The organism is Klebsiella sp. JB_Kp031 (assembly GCF_040064295.1).
Taxonomy (GTDB): domain Bacteria; phylum Pseudomonadota; class Gammaproteobacteria; order Enterobacterales; family Enterobacteriaceae; genus Klebsiella; species Klebsiella quasipneumoniae.
The window spans coordinates 87669-107567 of the sequence record NZ_JBEAJW010000021.1 but is presented as its reverse complement, the minus strand read 5'-3'; the positions used below and the strand labels follow the sequence as shown (position 1 = coordinate 107567).

17 protein-coding genes are annotated in these 19899 nt (G+C 45.8%); 4 read left to right on the top strand and 13 right to left on the bottom strand.

The genetic code is table 11. From position 1 onward, the window contains the following. Positions 1-2: 2 nt before the first annotated feature. The 6 genes from ABLV64_RS07005 to ABLV64_RS06980 all read right to left on the bottom strand — a co-directional run bounded on the left by ABLV64_RS07005 (position 3) and on the right by ABLV64_RS06980 (position 4249). Entirely contained in the window at positions 3-518 is a 516-nt protein-coding gene (locus tag ABLV64_RS07005) for a hypothetical protein (protein ID WP_004196349.1), read from the bottom strand. A gap of 117 nt (positions 519-635) precedes the next feature. Then, the gene (locus ABLV64_RS07000; protein WP_025368585.1) at positions 636-1592 is read right to left on the bottom strand and encodes a hypothetical protein; all 957 of its coding nucleotides are present in this window, start codon (positions 1590-1592) and stop codon (positions 636-638) included. A 229-nt stretch (positions 1593-1821) separates the two neighbouring features. Beyond that, positions 1822-2778 carry a DsbA family protein gene (locus ABLV64_RS06995; protein WP_110437860.1) on the bottom strand — a complete coding sequence of 319 codons (957 nt, stop codon included), beginning with the start codon at positions 2776-2778 and terminating at the stop codon, positions 1822-1824. 59 nt (positions 2779-2837) lie between these two features. Then, complete coding sequence (locus ABLV64_RS06990; RefSeq protein ID WP_004181929.1) at positions 2838-3179, bottom strand: hypothetical protein; 342 nt, start codon at positions 3177-3179, stop codon at positions 2838-2840. A 13-nt stretch (positions 3180-3192) separates the two neighbouring features. After that, positions 3193-3504, bottom strand: a complete 312-nt coding sequence (locus ABLV64_RS06985; RefSeq protein WP_004181928.1) for a hypothetical protein — start codon at positions 3502-3504, stop codon at positions 3193-3195. Between the two features lie 16 nt (positions 3505-3520). After that, positions 3521-4249: a thioredoxin fold domain-containing protein gene (locus tag ABLV64_RS06980; protein WP_004181926.1), complete on the bottom strand. Its 729-nt coding sequence runs from the start codon at positions 4247-4249 to the stop codon at positions 3521-3523. A gap of 133 nt (positions 4250-4382) precedes the next feature. Between ABLV64_RS06980 and ABLV64_RS06975 the strand changes: the two genes are divergently transcribed. Then, a complete protein-coding gene (locus ABLV64_RS06975; RefSeq protein WP_348843186.1) occupies positions 4383-4997 on the top strand; it encodes a lytic transglycosylase domain-containing protein in 615 nt (204 codons plus the stop codon). A gap of 267 nt (positions 4998-5264) precedes the next feature. Here the strand turns inward: ABLV64_RS06975 and ABLV64_RS06970 are convergent, their stop codons facing one another. After that, complete coding sequence (locus ABLV64_RS06970) at positions 5265-8606, bottom strand: DEAD/DEAH box helicase (protein WP_040222828.1); 3342 nt, start codon at positions 8604-8606, stop codon at positions 5265-5267. 368 nt (positions 8607-8974) lie between these two features. Between ABLV64_RS06970 and ABLV64_RS06965 the strand changes: the two genes are divergently transcribed. Then, a complete protein-coding gene (locus ABLV64_RS06965) occupies positions 8975-9262 on the top strand; it encodes a hypothetical protein (protein WP_223341309.1) in 288 nt (95 codons plus the stop codon). 28 nt (positions 9263-9290) lie between these two features. On the opposite strand, the gene ABLV64_RS06960 is transcribed toward ABLV64_RS06965, so the two are convergent. From ABLV64_RS06960 to ABLV64_RS06935, 6 genes are all read right to left on the bottom strand, one after another. Next, positions 9291-13205 carry a conjugal transfer protein TraG N-terminal domain-containing protein gene (locus tag ABLV64_RS06960; RefSeq protein WP_045289293.1) on the bottom strand — a complete coding sequence of 1305 codons (3915 nt, stop codon included), beginning with the start codon at positions 13203-13205 and terminating at the stop codon, positions 9291-9293. A gap of 1 nt (position 13206) precedes the next feature. Continuing rightward, positions 13207-14616: a conjugal transfer protein TraH gene (locus tag ABLV64_RS06955; protein ID WP_004026310.1), complete on the bottom strand. Its 1410-nt coding sequence runs from the start codon at positions 14614-14616 to the stop codon at positions 13207-13209. Continuing rightward, positions 14606-15643, bottom strand: a complete 1038-nt coding sequence (gene traF / locus ABLV64_RS06950) for a conjugal transfer protein TraF (RefSeq protein ID WP_104457676.1) — start codon at positions 15641-15643, stop codon at positions 14606-14608. The genes ABLV64_RS06955 and traF overlap by 11 nt, the downstream gene beginning before the upstream one ends. A 365-nt stretch (positions 15644-16008) precedes the next feature. Then, positions 16009-16551 (bottom strand): hypothetical protein, encoded by a 543-nt coding sequence (locus ABLV64_RS06945; protein ID WP_071528224.1) that lies wholly within the window; start codon positions 16549-16551, stop codon positions 16009-16011. A gap of 16 nt (positions 16552-16567) precedes the next feature. Beyond that, positions 16568-17092: a hypothetical protein gene (locus ABLV64_RS06940; RefSeq protein ID WP_016947090.1), complete on the bottom strand. Its 525-nt coding sequence runs from the start codon at positions 17090-17092 to the stop codon at positions 16568-16570. A 192-nt stretch (positions 17093-17284) separates the two neighbouring features. Then, positions 17285-18040, bottom strand: coding sequence for a hypothetical protein (locus ABLV64_RS06935; protein WP_348843188.1), 756 nt, complete (start codon positions 18038-18040; stop codon positions 17285-17287). Between the two features lie 597 nt (positions 18041-18637). Here ABLV64_RS06935 and mobI point away from each other — a divergent pair. Continuing rightward, positions 18638-19102 carry a conjugative transfer protein MobI(A/C) gene (mobI, locus tag ABLV64_RS06930; protein WP_016947089.1) on the top strand — a complete coding sequence of 155 codons (465 nt, stop codon included), beginning with the start codon at positions 18638-18640 and terminating at the stop codon, positions 19100-19102. Further along, the gene (locus ABLV64_RS06925; RefSeq protein ID WP_016947088.1) at positions 19102-19890 is read left to right on the top strand and encodes a hypothetical protein; all 789 of its coding nucleotides are present in this window, start codon (positions 19102-19104) and stop codon (positions 19888-19890) included. The genes mobI and ABLV64_RS06925 overlap by 1 nt, the downstream gene beginning before the upstream one ends. The last annotated feature ends 9 nt before the right edge of the window (positions 19891-19899 follow it).

Here is a 19899-nt window from a genome sequence, read left to right as displayed (position 1 = left end):
TTTCACCCCCTTTTTACATCATACTTAACTTTAAGTTTAGCAAACCCATCAAACTCTTTATTTTTCAGTTTAAACTCATCATCTATAACATTCAGCTCACCCAACGAAGCGAACGGTGATAGAGATAATTTAATATCTTTTATTACGTCCGTATTATTTACCACTTCATTTATTCCTTTCATGGATTTGTCCAACCAAAAATGGCTGTCTGATATAAGTGAAAGAATATACTGAACATCATCCTCTTTTTCGCACACAATATTTCTGCCATCAAACTGGACAGTGTCTTGATTTAAGTAAACAGCAAGGAACTGCAACTGAGCATTGCTTAAAGATAAGTTTTTGTAAACTTCTTTTAGGCCGCCGGTGTACTCTGAATTCGCAATATGAAAAGCCTTAAACACCTCATCATACTTATGCTGAAGCCTTTTCTTTGACTTAAGACTTTTAAATAGCAGATAAGATAAGATAACAATCACAATCATCATGCCGTTAAAAGCAATGTTATGTTCGAACATAGAAACCGCCATAAATATTTAATGTTTAGTGAAATTTACATCTTTCAAATGTAAAATTCATTTATTATTAACCTCATTATCTCCATGCCCACTGGGTCACGTTTTACGAGGCATTTACTATATATCCCTGTTTTTGAAGTGCTGCTGATACCGACACGATATGATATATAGAAAAACAATTCGTATGTTAGGAAATTCTTTAATTATTATATCTTCATTCAACCACTTGCGAGGTTCTCGTGTATTCGGTTTCTGTCGATGGTCAAAGCGCCCCTTTCTGTATATAACTAACTCAGCACCCCCTGTTTTCGGGTTAACCAGTATGCTTCTATAATAGCTATCACATGATAAGTATCCTTCATCATTAATAATCACTTTGCCGCTTTCAGTTTTGCACATGTATGGCATAAGTATTTCCAGACCTATACACAAGTCTTCATAAGTGTTTTTGCTCACTGAATTGCGAATACCTATCTCCAATGGTTTCCCAGGCTCTCCTTTTTTGAGATGCAGCGAAAATGACCTGACATAAAAGTAAAGTAAATTCTTACAAAAATCAGGATAAGGAGGATTTGTCAGAAGTTCAAGATCTGGACGAAATTTGTCATTCCTCATATAGATGAATTTTTTTTCCTGCGGGCAGTAATAACTATTGTCATACTTGATACCCCTTGATAATTCGGGTCTGTTATAAAGCACTTCCCTGCTATATTCATCGTTCTTTGCACATGATACATAAGCAGATAAATGTTCCAAACTAGGGAGGAATATACCATAATCCTTTGTCTTATCGTCATCAATAACGCCACCCCATTTAGCTATCAGGTTTCTTTCATACTGTTCTTTGAGCGCATTTGTTTTTTGTATATTTAGAAATAACGTTTCAAGAATCATGCTTTTTTCGGTAATTATCTTTATAGACAGTGCTCTACGTCTTGCGCTTTCTTCCTTCGCCCTCTCAGCTTCACGTCGCCAGTACTCAATGCATGTTTTTTTTGTTTTCTCTTCTTTATTTATACAATCCTGCAATGATATATAAAAATTTTCTTGGACATGATGTACATTGGTGTTCATTTTCAGGTAACCTTTTATAAAGTTAAGTAAGTATACAAAAGATACTATAGCTAGTGTTTCTTTGACGCATTTCCATTTACGTACTCGTATGACGCTAAACACTAACAACGTCAGCAAAAACGACGCCACCAACGAAAACTGTCAAGAAAGCCTCCGACATACATACTCCTAGAATTTTGCCAATGAATTAAACACTCCGCTTATATTTCTATGTAAGGGAGGGCTATGTTTAGTTCCCTTTTGCCTTATCAATTGCCTGTTGCAAGCGATAAAAATCAGGCGCACCGGGCATAATGGTTGTGGTTTTGTTTTGCGGGTTCTTCATGTTCATAACAATAAACACTGGCGTGCCGCTATAATTGAGTTTATCCGCCAGCATCATATTTGCATCAAGAACATTCTGAAGCTGATCGCGCATTTCGACAGTAAGCAAGAAGTTACCTTGCTGATCCAGTATTTCTTTATATCCTAAACCATTGACCAGGGCCGCCAGATTAGAAGGTGTATAGTCCTTCCTGTCCTTCATTGCCCTACCCGCTTCACTCATGAGCTTATTATGGAACTCGTAGTATTTTTCCTGCCCGTACTTATTAAAGATGTAGAGACCAATTTTTGCCCCCATCCCGGAGATAGGTGTGCGGTCAGCAAAAATGGTGAAGTCTTTAAAGAAAGTCCGAACATTTTTATTTTCTGCAATCGCCTTTTCAAGCACGGGACTGGACTGCTGACAGAAATGACACATGTAATCGAAAAATTCAATAACAGCTACATCTGCGTTATCTGGGCCGTAGTTTGGCGTGAATTTTGTTTCAAGCAATACGTCTTTTGTATTCACAACGTCTGAGGTTTTTTCACCATCTCGGTTGGCTTCAAGGCGCTTACCAGCTTCCACCAGGTTCTCTGGATGTTCGATCAAATACTGTGCCGCAGTTTTTCCAATAAGTTCCTTGTCCTGCTCAGTCAGGACTAAACCGGCTGTCTTATTTACCTGGTTCGCTGTTTGAGCTAATGCATTGAATCTATTTGCCAGTTCGATTTGCTGTTTTTTGACAGACTCATTAGCCGAGTCATTTGAGTTCATAATATTACTGCCATTCCCCCAAATTACCGAACCAGCAACAAAACCACCTACTACCAAGGCGATGTGAATCAGAGTTTGTTTTTTAGTGCTTTGTTTATTTTCCATGATTTATCTCTGAGTTATTTTATTTTAAACAGGCGTATCTGATGGTTCTGAGAGCCATTTTACTTACTGGATTTACGGCTATTGCTGTCTAGTTCATCCACTGCATCCTGAATAGCCTTCTGGATATCGACATTACCGGCCGTCATGACAACATTATTGACAGACCCCCTGATATCCTGAGCATCATCCAGAATACTGGATATACCGTCAGCAATCGGGCCATTCTTCAGTGAAGTGTAATGCTCGTTCACCCATGTCGATTGTATAAAGTTATTCCTGGAGATTGACGATGGAAACTCCGCATCCGGAACCGAAATATTTTCAAGGCTATCTTTTGTTTGTGTATAGGCAAAGATGCCTCCAATGATACCCACGTATACCACTGTTCTGATTAATCCCATGAGAGACTCCGTTTTATGCGCTGTAGATGACCACAGGACTTAATTCCCTGCTCATTTGCACGGGTGATGATTTATCAGGATGCCCGGCAGCTGGAGTGGTTGATTTCAGGTCAGTCTGGACCTTACGGCCGTGCGAGTACACATCATCAAATACACGGTTCATTGAGCTCTTCCGCGTTGAAACTTTGTCATCGAGAAGCATGATCGGCTTTTGCGAGCCGTCGACATCGACGAAAGTAACTTTGCACGCAACTGGCCCGCAAACGCTGGATTGGGCGGCAAATGAAACAACCACAACCGCTGCCACTGCAATTAATTTCTTCATTGTTGCTCCCGGAGAGTTATTTTTTCTGATTGGCCGTTTTCAGGCTGTTCAGCATCTGGTCAGGGTCACGTAACCCCGCAAATACCATCGGCTCACCTTTCAGGCTTAAACCGCTAGGCGTGCCTGAGAGTTTGAACATGTTCCCTGCATTAAATTGGCTCTGAATGGAGTCCATGCAGGCCTTTGTCGGTTGCTTTTCAGGTAAACCATCCCCTTTCATTGCTCTGGTTAAAGCTGCAGGTTTGTCATCTGCACACCAGACAGATGCCATGTTTCGGGCTATCATGGAGTTCATCCCGGCACGTGGGTATGCGATGAATTTAATAGTGATGCCTTTATCCAGATAGGATTGCAGGTCGCTATGTAGTTTCTGGCAAAAGCCACAGGTGATATCAGTAAAAACACCGATGACATATTTCTCATCTGGTGCTTTGTAGGTGATAGTATCGAGCTTCTCAATATAGGATCGCATCCCTTTACTGATAAACTCGTCCGTGGTGTTTTCCACTTCTGTCCCTTTCACTTTGAATAAATTTCCGGTGAAGATGTATTCACCGTCAGACGTGACGTAACTCGTCCCTTCTTTTGAAAAGACTGAGTAAATACCACTTACCGGAGATTTCTCTGCAGAGACGGGGTTGATACCAACGGCTTCAATTTTGTCCTTTAATTCTGCAGGTAAATCAACATCAGCATAGGCCGATGGAGTTAACAATATCAGAGCAACTGCAATGGGTTTAATCATGTCCTACCTCCTTAAATACTGTATCAAACAAAAAAAAATATTTTTCCGACCAGGAGGCATTTACCCCCGGTATAGGAAAAAAATTTTTTTGTTGTCGTGTAACCTGTAAAAGTTACTTTTGAGGAGCGGGTTAATGACTAGATTATTTTTTGGAGCGGTGCTGTTCGCCACTTTAACCGTCAATGCAAATGCAGCATTCAATCCCCCACCGGATCGACCTAAGCCCCAAAATGTACCCGAAACGGTTAAAAACGAATGTTTAACTGACGCCGCGCGTTTCTTCGGGATTGACCGTGACCTTGTCTTTACTCTTTTTGATAACGAAGGTGGAAAGATTGGCTCTTTCGTCCTTAACACCAATGGCACATGGGATATTGGCCCAATGCAGATTAACTCATCAAATCTGGCTGAGGTGAAATCCCACTTCCCCGCAGTTACCTGGCGTGAGCTCGCTTATGACGCCTGTGCTTCTTTTTGGGTTGGGACATGGTGGCTGCACCGGAAAATTATTGACCGTAAAGGGAACGTGTTTGAAGGTATTGCTGACTACAACAGTAAAACGCCTCGCGTAAGAGCCAACTATATTTTCAAATTTATGGAACGTTATAACCGGCGTCTGCAGCGTAACGGCAAAATGATGCAGCTCAATGCATGGACCGGTCTTGATCGTGTAAAGCAGAATCCTCCCGAGGTAACAGGTAAGCTCGCTAACAACTCTCATCAGCAATCCTGGCAATCCTATAGATAAAAGTAACTTTTACTGCACCTTCGCTGGTTGCCCTGGTGAGGGTCCAACTTTTGGTGTCCAGTTCACAAGTCGGCGAGCGTTTATGAGTAACTTGCTAAACCAGAGGGAAGACCTCCCTGCCTCACCTGCATACGCTGATGGTCCGGCAGGGAATATCAGGAATAGATTAGAGGCAGATATCCGACTGATTATCATCCCTCAGGCATGTCATAGTCACCCGGCATTGCGGTCGATACCGCATTAGACAGCTGGCAGACCTGGCGCTTATCAGCGCCATTCAGTGGTTAAGTACTCTTCCATATATGACATCGCACGCGGGTTGCTGTTGCTCACCGGCACATCCAGCCTTCCCAGTGCCCGGGACAGCGTGGAAAAGTAAGGTTGCTTCTCCCATAATGCACGCTCGCCGATGACATAAATGCGTTGTTTCGCCCTGCTTACCGCGACGTTCAGAAGATTGGGTTTTTCCGCCGCCCAGGCTTTCGCCCCCTGACTTTTTATGTTGCCTCCCAGCACGAGGATAACCACAGTAGCTTCCTTGCCCTGTGTTTTATGTACGGTCCCCGTTCTGTCCATCCTGAATCCCAGCCTCTTTGCGATCCGGTTAAGCTGCTTAGCGCAGTCCTTGAATGGCGAGATCAGAAACACGTCGTCAGGTGTCAGTGAATACTGGTGACGCAACGCCAAAAGTAACTTTTCCACTGCCGCCCCTTCCTCCACTACCCAGTTTCCCTCGCATGTCCTCCCTTTCACATCCAGCCATCCGCTTTCAGGGAAATCCACCAGGCCCGGCTTTTTCCCGTGGACCATGAGCCCGTCATAGGCAATATGGTTACTGATACTGAACATTGGGTCATCACAGCGCCGGTGAACCCGTAACGGACAGCCCACCCAAATCTGTTCTGACTCCGGGTCGGGTAGATAGGTGCCAACGTCCATCGTCTGGTCTGCCAGTATCTGTGCTGAGACTTTTCCGGGCCACCAGCAGGACGGGATCTTATAATGTTTTCCCAGCGCCCCCTCTACAGTGGACGGAATACCGCTGACCGGCTCCAGTTGTTTTGGGTCACCTACCAGAACCGTGCGTTTTGCTCTCCAGATAGCCCCAATCGCATGCTGAGGTTGTGCCTGTCCGGCTTCATCAATCAGCAACCAGCCTATCGCTTCCTGACCTGTATCCCTGAACATCCGGGGCATGGACGCAAAGGTGCTTGATATAACCGGGACGACCAGAGATAAGGAGTCGAGAGCCAGACCCGCCTGTTTTTCGGTCAGTTTTCGCCCTTTTAACCAGTCCATTGCAAGCCCTATATTAGCGGCCATTTTTACAGGATTATTTTCAATAAACGCCCGGTGAACGTCTAATGCTGCGATAAACACATCTTCCCTCGCCTTTCTCCAGCGCTCATGAAGCCATGGTGCTGACAACTCCCTTCGTTCATCTGTTGCAGTCCGCTCCGGCCAGGAGGCTCCCAGATCGGATATAGCCTGCTTCAGCAAGGTATTATTCTGTTCCTGCTCTTTACAGACCGCCTGACCGTTGCTGATCACCTGAGTGAGCTCACGCTCAAGGCTCCTGAGTTCATTGTCTGCATTATGTTTTTCTGATTGCGCCAGCTGCAGTTCCTGCCGTTGCTGAGTCAACGTCGCCCGCAAAGAATCTGATTCATCTGTCAGCCGTTGATAACGATCCCACCATGCCTTCGATATCCTCCCCAGCGAAAAGAGATTAGCCAGAAGGCCGGGTTTATTTTTTTCATGCTGGTGGATGCGCTGATCGAGTTCGTCCCGATCTCCACTGGACAGGGTCAGGGTCATTTCCATAGCGGCGAGTCTGTCAGAGAGCGTCTGTAGCGCGTTCCGGCATTCCTCAATCTGAAGCGTTGCGGTTTGCTTCCTTTCTTCCCACACTCTTCGTTGTTCTTCGAGCCACTCAATTTTATGCGTTAGCCCTGAACTGGTGACCAGTTGCTGACGCTCGGCTTCCTCCACCGCCTGTGCCTGTTCAAAACGTGTGACAGCCTCAGTCCAGGTCAGTGCAGGCTCTCTGACTTTCCGGGGCGGTCGCAGTAAATTCAGATGGTATTTCAGCCCCTCCCCACGTTCGGGTGAAAACTTCTCCGGAGGTGCTTCATCGCCTTTTTCACTTTTCTGCAGATTTCCCCACCACAGTGTGTTAACGAACTGCTCTCTGTTACTTTTATTGCCCAGTCTTGCCGCCAGAAGTCCCCAGGCAGGCCTGTTAAGTATTACGGTAGCCAGCCCGCCAAAGTAATCGCTGCGATCTGACACATCCTCCGGTACCGCTTCCATCCCGGGGAGCTCAAGTGAGATATTCTCCACGGCTCCGTTATTGGACGATGCAATCACGATGGCACTCCCCGCCAGGGACGGGTGAAGCGAATAATAGGGTATCAGCCTGTCATTGTATTTGAGGCTGTCTTTGGCTTTAAATGCAGAGTCTCCGAGTTTAACCAGTTTACTCGCCCGATCGGTGACGACTGCGGCCACCACATCACGCAGGAGTGTTGTCTTCCCCGTTCCCGGAGGACCATTTACAGCAAAAATACCCGGTTCAGTGTGATTTCTGGTCCAGATTTCATTGACGGCCAGCTGCTGGCTGAATGCCAGCGGGTACTTTGAAGGCCAGGAGCCAGCTGGTGGCTGTGTGGGCAACAGTTTCTCAAAAGCAAAATCCAGGCCTTCTTCAGTGCGTATATCGAGGCGCTGTTGGTTATCCCGGGTTATCGCCATGATAAAGTCTTTAAAACCGGCCCCACCCCCTCCTTGCCTCCACTCCGCGTCGAGCTTTCGCAGTTCCTGAATGAAAAAACTGTTAATGAGGTCATCGGGCACCGCTTCTTTCTTTTTATTGTCTTTCTTTGCACTGTCTTCCTGGATAACTTTCGCCTTCCTGGTCAGGGAACACTTAACCACACTGACGATCGTCGTATCCATGGCTTCTTCCGGGAAATACAGTTTTGCGATGACCAGTTTCTCAAGCGTCTTCAACCATCCTGTATCGGCCTTCTGTCCCTCCTCCTGTAATCGATAAGCCTCATTGTCCACCCACTGCATGAGATGAAGGGTCAGATTATCAAAATCGTAAAAACCGCTATCCACCAGCGGGAGGCTGTCGTTTGGTGCGGGCAGGTCGGACACATCGGAGCAAAGGGGAGCATGAAGAGCATAAACGCCGCGATCATGCCTGAGTATCTGAGCCGCCGACCATGCTGACAGGGATAACATGAACGTGGCTGGCTGGGGGATGCCTTCTTCATTGAAACCAATATCAAAAAGCCTGCATTTCCCTGATTTACGTTCTTCAGGTACCGCTTCATGGGCACCGATTTTATCCTCCAGCATTTTGGAAATCTCGCTAAGATGATAAACCCCCGCCTGAGCGGAGTAGCGCCACACTTTGCCAGGCGCAATATCCTTACGGGTATGTTCCGGGTCATCCCAGGGAAGCATGGTTCCTGCGCCTACTTTGTAAACCGGGTTGAGTTTGTCGCGGGCATTTTCCTTATCAATATCCTGAGGGGTTAAGGCTTCAATGGCTCTCCAGAAGAGGAACACATTTTCGGTTTTTATTGATGATTCATTCACGTAAACCTCACTGGTCTGTCTGTTCCTGACGTCGTGACTCCCGTTGACACACTACGAAGACGGTCTGCTTACCCGGCCGGGAAAAGAAAACGTCATTCCCCTTAATTTACCGGGTAGAACTGCCGGGGTGCTGTTTCGATGGCTGAGAAAAAGTAACTTTCCGGGCCTGTGCAGCGCATAAACAACGACTGTTTTTCATAGCCGGTCAGCGATAACAACTGTGTATCAACGGATACACCATGGACTATGGCCTGTAAAGCCCCCTTTTAGAGTTGAGGCTGCATCCGGGGGTGATGAAAACAGGGGGTTGGAGGCTGGGTTAAATAGTTTATAATGTAATCAAATGAGAAGGAGCAGAGGGTTACACAATGATGTACGAACTGTTTGGTTTTGAACTTGCCGACTTTAGAGAGCTCTTCTATGTCTTTTGCCTGGGTGTGCTTGTCTACCGCTACTGCACTGTCGGGCACAAATACCCGCTTTTCAGTTGCCGTAAGAAAGAGCCTGATACGGCTGAAAGGGTTGAAACCGGGGAATCCCGTGAAACGGATTATGATAATGAGTTTCCTGGCTACAGACAATCAGATATCAATGACCCCCGTTCAACTGAATATTATTTTTTTGAACAAGAAATTAATGAAAGACATCACCACTAAAAAGCCCGCTTTATAGCGGGCTTTTTTCTTAGTGTTTTCGGTACTTGTCCAGGAAGGCTTTCGCATAATCCTTGCCTTCTGTGGTACCGAGCCTTTCCGGTAGGCTTGCGATAAACGCAGGGTAAGCGGCGGCCGCTTCTGGCCCATATCGTGGGTCGTCAGCTAATTTACTCTGGACAGTCCTCATTGCGGTGTCCTGCGCGTCCTGAAGACGGGTTAATTTCTCGTCCGTCATACCAGGGCTGTTGTCAGCTAAATTGAGCGCCTGTCGTAACTGCATATTATTGCTCATGTTGCCGATGAGCGTTTGACCGGATGAACCGTTTTCTAACTTCATAGAATCACCGACATAACGGTCTGAACCGGCTCCGGTTAACGTTTTTGCTACTGTACGGTTACCATCAAACACCTGTTCTCTGGCTGCCTGCCCTTTATCTAACAGATTCGGACTTCTGCTGTTGCTGTCGCGCATACCTCCACCCAGCTCATAATCAGCAGAGCCAGTCGGTACTCTGCTGGCCGTAGTGCCCGCCTTGCTGACCGCGTTTTTAACGACGTCCGAAAGTCCGTTTTCATAACCATTATTTTTACCATCCACGGCTAACCGAGCAACACGGTCTACATCGGATGGTGAATAATTATTACCTGAAATCTGGTTGAATGCAGAACGCCATGAATCAGCTTCTTTAAGACTGTTTTCTCTGGCCTCTCCGGTCTGATTGCGGGCAACTTCCGCGTGTAACGCCGACTGGCTTAAGGCGTCTTTCGCATCTTTTTCTTTATTCCCGGACGGGCGGAAACTCTCAGCACTTCTCGGCATATCATGCGATTGCATGTCCCTCATTGCTTGCTGAGTCGGGGCATTGATATCGCTGGTTTCAGGATCGCCAAGAGCTATGCTTTGAATTTTTGAAACTGCCTTGGGAATAGCTGCATCTGTATCTGCCGTTTGTTTCGCCTTGTTAATGGTCTCTGCTGTATTTCCCATTGGCAGCGAATCATCGACGGCTTTAAGGTTTTTAGTATCATTGTCTGTATGGACATTTCTGATATTAGCCCCGTAGGTATTAGCTACATTTCCTCTGGCTTCTTCTTCATTAAGTTTGTTAGCTGTCATGCCGCCAACTTGTGTTGTTGGTTGTGCTTGCGCAGCCTGCTCCCGCTGAGCGAGTCCACCAGTTACCGTCCCTTGCTGATTCGCAACATTACCAGAAACCTGTCCGGCAGTAGGCACTGCGGACGTGTCAGGTGCGATTTGCTGCTGTTCATGTCCGCTGGCATAGTTTCCACCGGAGCCCAGTGCGACAAACTGATCCAGTTTTTCCGTCGCGGGCGCAATCATACCGGCATTGGCCCCCATGATACTGACTGCATTTTTGAGCATCTGGGATGTTTTCTGGATATCGCCCAGATTATGTGCAACCGTCTCCCCTGCATCCATATGAGTCAGTTTCTCTGCTTCGTTAAACATCATTTTAACAAAGGCATCATTACCGTTTCTCTGGTCTCCCAGCGTGTTACTGCTGTTTAATGTCGCTTTCATCGCCTCCCATTTGCCAACTGTAGCTTCACGGGATAATCCCGAGGCCTGTGCCCAGTCACCTACAGATTGTGCGGTTGCTGGTTTACTCAGGGTGTCTGATAGTTTAGCCCCGTCGATGTTGAGGTTGCTACTCATTGAAAGCTGGGAAGCCTGCCCACCTGTCTTACTGAATGCATTACTCTCTTTATTAGTGACAGCCTGGGCATGTTGCTGCATCCTCTGGGCCATTTTCTGGTAGCTGTCAGAATCGGAGAAGTTATTCTCTATACCATTTGACGCTATCTTTGATATGTCCTTTGAAAAACCGCTTCCGGTTTTGGACATATTAGAGAGGCTATCCAGGAGACCTTTTTTTGCCCCGTCCGAAAGTTGAGAGTTGTTCTGTAAACGAGCGCTTAAATTTGCAACAAACGCCCCCATAACGTCCCCAAGCGCAGGCTTGCCCCCACCTTTACCCCCACCAAATTTCATTCCAAGATCACCATTCGCACCGAGTACAGCAGAGAAAACGTTTGATTTAAGAGCATCTGCTGATATTCCTACATCTTTAGAAATGTTACCGGTAAGCCCGGTCACGAAATCTTCCATAGCCCTCATACTTCCCTGGTTTGTCGTACCCGCAGTTTGTGTCCGACTGCCTTGCATTCCTCTGGTCCAGGTTTCATTAAATGCCTCACTGGAGCTGAGTGTCGATAATCGGTCGGTCCCTATCGAGTGCTGCCCTGCTGCGTTAACGGTATCACTTAACGATGACCCCAACCCAAGCGTTGGCATCATCCTGGTCGGAGAATCCAGAAGCCCGCCAGATGACATACCTCCACCGGTTGCAGTGGCTGCTGTGTGTGTCTGGTCACCAAAGGACTGTTTACCCGCATTACCCGCCGACCACACTTCTGGTGTGACATGACCAGTATTGGCAGGAGCATCCGGCGTCACATTTTTCAACGCCCCCATCATCGGGTGGATGCTGGTGGTCAACAGGAACAGCGTCAGCATCGGTACCATGCAATACAGCGCTGAAGCTACTGACAGGTAACTGCCGTACGTCTCCTGAATACTCCCCATATTCGCCCAGTTCATAGTGGTCTGTACACCCAGTGATGACCATGTGTCAAACTGCTGATTTAACACCATTTTTACGTATGCGTTGACCATGACCGCCGTTATCGGCCACATGTTAACGAAGACTATCAGTTGAAGGTATTTTGCAGCTGAAGTTATGCCTTCACCTCCCAGGAAGAGGATCGCAATCAGAGCAAAGGGGGCAACCATGTAGCTGAACATTTCCAGAAACGATATTGCAGCGCCTGAGATGTTCAGCCAGAGTTGCCCCTGACTGACCATGGCGTTGGTACGTTTCATGCTCGCTTCGAAAAGCTGGTAGTCAGCCGCTATACCCAACGATTTACGATACTGCAACACACCTTTATCTATTTGGTTGAGGACAAATGCAGCAGTCGTGATATTGTGAGCCTGACCGGCACTTCCAAAAAGCGTGGTGGCTGCACCTCCGATAAAATCGGTTTGTTGGCCGCTATCCTCCTGCTGCGGTGCTACAAACTGATTCATCTGACCCAAATTACGCATAATTGACGCGCCCTGAGGCGAGTCGAATGCGGCTTTAACCGCCGCCCAGGCATCTGTACACGACGCATACTGCAAACCTGTAGATGTCACCATGGGGACGCTGGCCGTCTTCAGGCTGTTGGCCGTCATTGAATCCATCACGTTCATTACTGACGCAAGATCTGTGGCATAGATTTCATTCAACGCCACCCCTCTGAGTGGTGTATTGACCTCTGAGTCTTGGGTCGTTTTAATACAATCGCGTGCAATAGACTGGATGATTCTGCAGACATCAAAGGTGACAGGTTTTTCGCTCCCGCTCATCGTATTCGGGAAAGCCTGACAGAATCCACTGGATTCCCCACCCCACTCCATATATTTGACCATTTTGGTCATTGGACCCAGCGTCAGGCTGTCATCGAGCGTGTCAGTGACCTGCCCCACCGGCGTAAGCGGGTCAAACGCTGCTCGCCAGTCCGTAATGAGCCCGTGCAGTAATCCGGTAGTCAGTTCACCGGTTGACGCGATAAATAACGGAACATCGTCTATGTTCCTGACTTCCCCCGTTTTAACCGATTCCAGTGTGACATCGGCTTTAATGACCGCGATGGAATAGAACAATAGCCCCATGATCCAGGAGAAGATCGGGACATCATTTTTTGTGGGAGCAAGAACCCATTTCATTGATTTATAGAAGAGTCCAATTGCTGCTGCATAGGCAGCAAATCTGAGCCATTCATTGGAACCATGAGAGGAAAAAATCAGCGCGATCCCGTTAAAAGCCGTATAAACAAAATCGATATCACCAATGGTATAAATAGTGTAATTACTCATATCAGCCACCATTCCCGCTATCGCCATAGGTCCGTTTTTTAACGTATGCCATATCCCAGTAAGCCAGGACCGTTTTTTCCTCAGTGTTCTGTATGGACTGAACCTCTGAAGCGCTGCGGATCTGGTTTCTGAAGGTTTGGTTTATTTTTTCTAGTTGGTCCTTAAACGATGCCATTGCCTCTGAAGGCAAAGTCATATTCGTCATTTTATTCTGCACACTACTCAGCAACTCTATTGTGAAGTTTTTGGCCGCGATCGTACTGATATCATTGATGTATTGAACCCCCTCAGCAGCTGACAAGGTCTGAAGAGTCGGAATGATGTTATTAACACCTAACATACTGATAAGTTTACGTTGGTCTTGCGTCAACTCAGTGTCATTCCTGACAGCCCGCTGAATTTCGAGTAATGTTTCAATAATGGTTTCAGAAAGACCTTTAAATTGTATAGAGTCCTGACGCATTTCAAGACACTGTGCTTTTCTGTTACTACGTAAATCAGGTGTTGGGTTACAAACATTTAATTTAACGTTGCCGGATCCTGTCCCCTTTATGAAATCAGCGGCTTTCATCGTAGGTGGGATCGGTGTTATCGCTGAATTTTCTCCATTACTATCCCAGCTGACGATAAGTGTTCCTGTAAGCGACATTATTTGTTCTGCAAGTTTGTAACCTGTTAATTCAGTCACGCCCCCCACATTCATATTGCCGTTATCAATGCTCATGAATCCCTGGTAAACAATATTCCCTGCATATTTCTCTTTAAAGGCATCAGGATCTTTTGCATAGTTCTTTTTGTTGACTTCACTGGCAGGCTGACTCATGGTGCTACCAAAATCTGGGAATATACCTGATACCATGGAGTCAACAGCGCCACCGCCGAGCCCTATTTTCTCAGTAAACTCCTGAGGTGTACCCAGCCCGTTTTGCAAAAACTCATAGGTTGCGTTACAGCTGTCTTTGGCAAATTTGTTCAGTGCTGCGAGCTTGTCCTGAATGTTGGCAATGATTGCTGCGCAGTCGGCACAGATTGCCGATACTGCCGTGTTAAAAGCATATACCGCTGACCCCTGCGCAATACCGCGTCCAATCTGCACAAGCTGATCACCATTGATCATGCTGAAACTGCCGAGGAAAATATCGATGCCGTTACACCCGACGCTGGCTTTCGGGAAACTGACATTGACGAGGTTGGTATTCACCTGAGGCTGGCGGTATGAGAAACTCCCCCCAACAGCTCCGACACGTGATGCCGTTCTTACGGAAGCGGGATCTGTTGAAGCCACCATGCCTTTAAATATGCCCTCCATGACGTTAGCAGCATGGACCTGCTGCATGGAGAACACACCAAAGAACATGGCCGATAAAAGTAACTTTTTCATGAAAGTTACTTTTGGAAAATCAGTAGCCACTTAAGCCCCCTTCATTTTCTGAAATACCGGTATTAACCCGATCGGTTGTTGGCATGTCGTACCCGCTAAGTTTTTCATCCATTATGTGCTGAAGCAGATAAGGATCCTGTTCATAGCGCTCTTTGTTCACGGTCAGGACATCTCTGTCGCCAATGGCATATTGTTTCTTAATATCGAGCGTGTTCTGGAATGTCGCTTCGTCGAGAAGGTTCATACCTCTGGCCGCAAGAATAATCGTATTTTTCAGTTCGTCAGCGGACACCAGACCGGTACTGACTCGTGTAGCCTGAGAACCATCATTGGACATGAGATAAATAGTGGGAACTTCTGTGATGGCGTATTGCTTAATCATCTCCATTGTTGCCCGTCCATAACGGGGAAATAAACCATTGTGAAGAGGTCGCCCGTCTATACTCACCGGCATAATGTCAATGTGATAATAGTTCTGCATGAAATTCAGTATCTGGCTTTGCTGGTGACAGTACGCACAGGTACTCTGGAAAAAGAAAAACAATCCACCTTTCTGAAAGATGGAGGTAAGTGCTTTTTGCTGATTTTCCTCAAGTCCTGCACGGTGTGCATTTAACGCGACAGTTTCGGTTGGCTGTCGTCGTTTTTCTGACATCATCGGGTTATTAAGGAAATAGTCACGGGTCCGGTCAGAGAAACGGGTGGCAATATCCAGCATTAAACGTTGCGCAGTATAATAGCGGGACAGGTTTTCGTTGGTCGGGTTATCCATTGCCGCATAACGAAGATTCAGCAGGTTTTCTTTTAGCCAGCGTGAATCGAGCTTAAGCTCTTCTTTTTTGTCCTGAGATGGCGATCCCGTTAATGGCTGTTGCGGTTGTTCTTCTTCATCTTTTACCGGTTCTTTATCGTTATACCAGAAGAAACCTTTTTTCAGGGACTGCCCCGAAACAAAAGGTGTGTTCTCAACTTTCTGGGTATCCGCCAGGCTCATAGTGGAAAGCACCAGCAACGAACTAATGGCGGCTTTCAGGATAAAAGTTTTAGTGTTCTGCATATGCTTCCCCTCGATGGTTAGCATTATCATCCCATAAAAAAAATTCCTTTTTCTTCTATAAGGAAGATGTTCTGTACGAAATCTGAAATTTTTCTTGAGGGGCGTTGGGATTCAATGTCGCCGGGTCATGAATCATCGGGAAAACCAGAAATGAGTAACGCCAGGTAACGGGTTTACCTGTAACACGACTATTCAGTAAAACCACCATGGTTATAAGCTGAATGTTTAAGCCTGTGAATTTACGGAATGTTAAACAATAAACGGGAGGATAGATTCCTGACCCACGAACACGTTGACCTTCAGTTGGTTAAAAAGGTCAACGCCAGAAAGTAAAAGATAATGAGGAAGATATAACATGAACCTGTTCAGGGGCGCCTAGTATTACCCGGCGATTTAAATCTGGACACGGTTTCTTCTGCCTGCATCAGGAGTGCCAACTGATGCGAAAGATTACATTTTCTGGCAGTGAGTATTTTCTCAACTCTCGCCTTACGGTCAGGGTTTTTTATCATCCGGAGAAAACGGGATGGGCCCGAAAGATATTCGGCCAGACGAATGCTCACAGCATCTGGACTGGCTGAAAACATGGCGTCCAGCTCTTTATCAAACCTGATTTTTCCGGATGGACAGGTAGCCCTTTTTAACGGAGCAAGTTCCTGAACAAGTTGCAGGATATAAGCAGGAAAATGGTTTTTAAGGTCGCCAGTTTTTAACTCTGTATGAATGACTGGCAGGTATAAATAAGAGGCACAACGGACATGAAGGTCAGGAGAAATCGAACGCAGGCGATTATGGATGCTGTCGGAAAGATGAAAAAAACCCTGCTCATCTGATGGTGTCGTTATTCCCGTCGATGCAAACGCGATATGGCAAATGGTGCTTGCCGTGTGTAAAAGCTGATTTTCCATGTAATCTTAATTACTTTTATTCAAAGGGGACTACGGACTGAGAATAACGCATAATAGCAACTTTGCATTTTTTTGCGCTACATGTCGGGCAGGAATCATACCTGTCCGGCGCATGTATGAAGGGCTTTTTACATACCAGGCAATAGTCTTTATAGTCAGCTTCCGACATCCCGTTGAGAACTTCGACAATCCTGTTGACCTTGAGCGGGTAGTATTCCGGCGTATAGCCCGTGTTAATTAACAAATCAACAAGTGCATTAAAATCCATTTCTCTGGTTGATTCTGTAGGATTTTGTGGGTCATATCCGAAAATATGAATAGCATTGTTTACAACGACATTTGACAGCAACATGGCGGATTTTTCACCGAGCCATTTACCTACTCCTTTTCTTGTATTTATCCCTTTGGGGTACTCCAGGCTGTCGGCAACTTTACGACCATACAAATGTGTTATTGTATATTTATTGGCATCAAATTCTATTAACTTTATGGCACTTGCCAGACTATTTAGCTGGCTTACCTCGCTCTTTTTAAAGCCCATTATCCGCATTCTCCTTAACGTGTACCTGGTCCGGTTCTGTCGACCGGCAGGAAAAACCACTTCATGTTTTCAGAAAAGTTACTTTTCAGCGAAGCACGCTCGGATCCTGTTATTCACCAATATGAATGAACCGTAATCAGGTTACCATATCAATGAGTGAAGCCAGTTAACTCATATAGCATCCAGAAACCGCTAAAATAACTTTAGCTTCTCATATGAATCTTTAAGAGCAAATTCTACCCGTAAGTTTTCCATATTTTCCCTTGGAATGAAACCCTCCAGAACATCAGCCATAATCTCGTAACCCCATGCATATACTTTGTGATCACGTCGTCCGGTATCATAGGTTATAAACCGGGGGAAAAGAACCACATTTGTCACCTCCACAAAGGCGGACATCTCTGTATCGAGGAGCATCTGAAAAGCGTCATTAGACAGGGCCAAATAAGCCCTGACATAAGCCGGTTTAAATCTGGCCAGATTCCATAGATTGACCAGGAAATTCATCTGTATAGAGACGATGTTTTTCCTGAATAACTCAAGGTCGATGGGTTTATAAACATACTGCTTCCCGCTCAATAATTCGCATGGCTCATTTGGTTTCATCTCGGTACTGTCAAAAGGTCTGCCGTACGTTTCAAACTTCAGTAACTGAGAGTCATCCAGAATTAATTTTATTAACTCACCCCATAAAACAGGTTTCCCGTTGACACGGGGAACTAGCAGGCTACCTGGCCTGGCTTCTGACAGGGCAATTCTATTTAGACGCGCATCAGTGGCGGTATGGAAAAAACGCTCCAGCAGGTTGTCCGGTATATAGCGGTAGTCCGACGCGAGATCACGAGGCAACACACTGAGAAGTTTTTTCTGACTACGTATCAACTGCAACTCCGAGCGGAGAAACGCCTTAATGACAGTGTCAGTCTGTACGTTGGGTTGTACGTCCATACGCTCTCCAGGATACTTTTAAATCGCGCTACTTCGGTTACTGAAAGAGGTTTGATTATATCATAGCAATCCGAGGGAGAGTAGAAAAGGGTTAATCACAAATAGTATAAAGCACTATCTTCGTTTTAGTTCCCAGTGCAAGAACATCCGAATTTTCACCAATATCATTAGGCACTTTTTTGAAAAAACCGTCGATAAGCGACATCTTTCATTGGTAACTTTTTTGAAAAAAGTTACCAATGGGGAAAAATCTTCATTTGTAACTTTTCCCGGAATAGTGACCAATGGACAACAGATTTTCACCCTCCATCATTTGTAACTATTACGAAAAAAGTTACTTATGTATAAGGGTAACTATTACTGGTTCGCAAAAAAGTTACTTTTCCATCTCCACGGTTGCGAGAAGTGGTTTTACGGGAGGTGGCACGCACACTGTGTGGGGTCTCAGGCAGAGGTTGCTGGTCGTACTCACAAGAAAGTTACTTTTTGCCGACGACATGAACACGAAAAAAAAATTAAAAAAAAAATGCAAAGACCCTTGTTAGTTCAGAAAAATCTTTTTGGATTCCTGTAGTCTGTGAGAATGGAGGAGTTGATATGAACCCGATAATTACGGCACATCAGGAAATCGTTATCGAAAACTCGGTTCGCTATATCGAGTTACTGAAATCAGAAGCGACAAAAATTCTGGATGAATACTGGGAGACCTGGAAGGCACGAAATCAGTTGATATCCCAGACCACGTATGCAAACGGGGGGAAATTCATGCCCGGTCGATTCGCACCGGTGTTTAAAAAGGTCGGCTCATCGCAAAAGCTCACAATTGTATGGAAAGATTTTTCGCCCAGGTTCAAAAACAAAATTGAACATCATGGCGTGGTTGTTAAACCTAAACTCGGAGGATACAGCGTTAGTTGTTTTAAAAATGCACTGGACTGGGAACTGGAGCTGATCCAGGAAACAGAAAACAAAATTAAACCGATCCGTGAACTACTCGCGGAATACCATCAACGAAAACTGGCCGACATCAAAAGACTGGAAAAACTGAAGAGGTTAATATAATGGCTGACAACGCATCCCCAAAAACTGAACCGCGCAATCAACGTAACGCTGGCAATAACCGCCCGTTAGGGATGGTCATTTCAAAATTAAAACCACTTTCAAGTGAGTTCTATACGCACTTTCATGAAAAAAACAGAGCCTGCCTGCGCCAGTTTAACGCCATTTCCAATGCAATTTATAATATTTTCCGGCTGGTAGAAGGTGACCAGGCGACAAGCACTAAAGTTCAGAAATGGCTCTCCGGTGTTTACGATGAACTGTCGGGTAATGTAAATACCTTCAAAGAGCAGATTGACAAAAATGTCGCCAGACTGCCTCTGGATGATTCATCATTCGAAGGGTTTGACTATGGTGAATTTGAAATTCGCTGGAACCACCCAATGACCTATAAATTGCTGGATATTATCCAGACCATCAACGTCCTGACTCGTCAGGCACATCAGTTGTGGTTATACGGTCAGATATCACAACAGGTTCATGACCGAATTATCCTGCAACTCCTGAGCTCACTGCGGGTTGCGATGGACAACATCACAAAAATACTGAACGCTGAAAACCGCGTGAATGGAAAATACGACGCATTGCCATTCATCCAGAGCATTAAGCGGTTTAAATCGGTGGAACTTTATATTGCCAGTCTCGAAACTAAAGCCCCTGTTCAGTCCGGCCACAGTACCAGTTCTGCTGATGCTGGCAGTGAGCCGACATTAAAACCAGAAGAAGCAGCTGGCTCCGGTAAACCATCTGACAAAACACAGCCTTCTGCCACTCCTGTTTCGGTACAATAACTCACAGGT

What these genes read in the sequence shown, in the direction of transcription:
- ABLV64_RS07005 (WP_004196349.1), bottom strand. Translation starts at nt 518, where the DNA reads ATGTTCGAACATAACATTGCTTTTAACGGCATGATGATTGTGATTGTT.
- ABLV64_RS07000 (WP_025368585.1), bottom strand. Translation starts at nt 1,592, where the DNA reads ATGAACACCAATGTACATCATGTCCAAGAAAATTTTTATATATCATTG.
- ABLV64_RS06995 (WP_110437860.1), bottom strand. Translation starts at nt 2,778, where the DNA reads ATGGAAAATAAACAAAGCACTAAAAAACAAACTCTGATTCACATCGCC.
- ABLV64_RS06990 (WP_004181929.1), bottom strand. Translation starts at nt 3,179, where the DNA reads ATGGGATTAATCAGAACAGTGGTATACGTGGGTATCATTGGAGGCATC.
- ABLV64_RS06985 (WP_004181928.1), bottom strand. Translation starts at nt 3,504, where the DNA reads ATGAAGAAATTAATTGCAGTGGCAGCGGTTGTGGTTGTTTCATTTGCC.
- ABLV64_RS06980 (WP_004181926.1), bottom strand. Translation starts at nt 4,249, where the DNA reads ATGATTAAACCCATTGCAGTTGCTCTGATATTGTTAACTCCATCGGCC.
- ABLV64_RS06975 (WP_348843186.1), top strand. Translation starts at nt 4,383, where the DNA reads ATGACTAGATTATTTTTTGGAGCGGTGCTGTTCGCCACTTTAACCGTC.
- ABLV64_RS06965 (WP_223341309.1), top strand. Translation starts at nt 8,975, where the DNA reads ATGATGTACGAACTGTTTGGTTTTGAACTTGCCGACTTTAGAGAGCTC.
- ABLV64_RS06960 (WP_045289293.1), bottom strand. Translation starts at nt 13,205, where the DNA reads ATGAGTAATTACACTATTTATACCATTGGTGATATCGATTTTGTTTAT.
- traF (WP_104457676.1), bottom strand. Translation starts at nt 15,643, where the DNA reads ATGCAGAACACTAAAACTTTTATCCTGAAAGCCGCCATTAGTTCGTTG.
- ABLV64_RS06945 (WP_071528224.1), bottom strand. Translation starts at nt 16,551, where the DNA reads ATGGAAAATCAGCTTTTACACACGGCAAGCACCATTTGCCATATCGCG.
- ABLV64_RS06940 (WP_016947090.1), bottom strand. Translation starts at nt 17,092, where the DNA reads ATGGGCTTTAAAAAGAGCGAGGTAAGCCAGCTAAATAGTCTGGCAAGT.
- ABLV64_RS06935 (WP_348843188.1), bottom strand. Translation starts at nt 18,040, where the DNA reads ATGGACGTACAACCCAACGTACAGACTGACACTGTCATTAAGGCGTTT.
- mobI (WP_016947089.1), top strand. Translation starts at nt 18,638, where the DNA reads ATGAACCCGATAATTACGGCACATCAGGAAATCGTTATCGAAAACTCG.
- ABLV64_RS06925 (WP_016947088.1), top strand. Translation starts at nt 19,102, where the DNA reads ATGGCTGACAACGCATCCCCAAAAACTGAACCGCGCAATCAACGTAAC.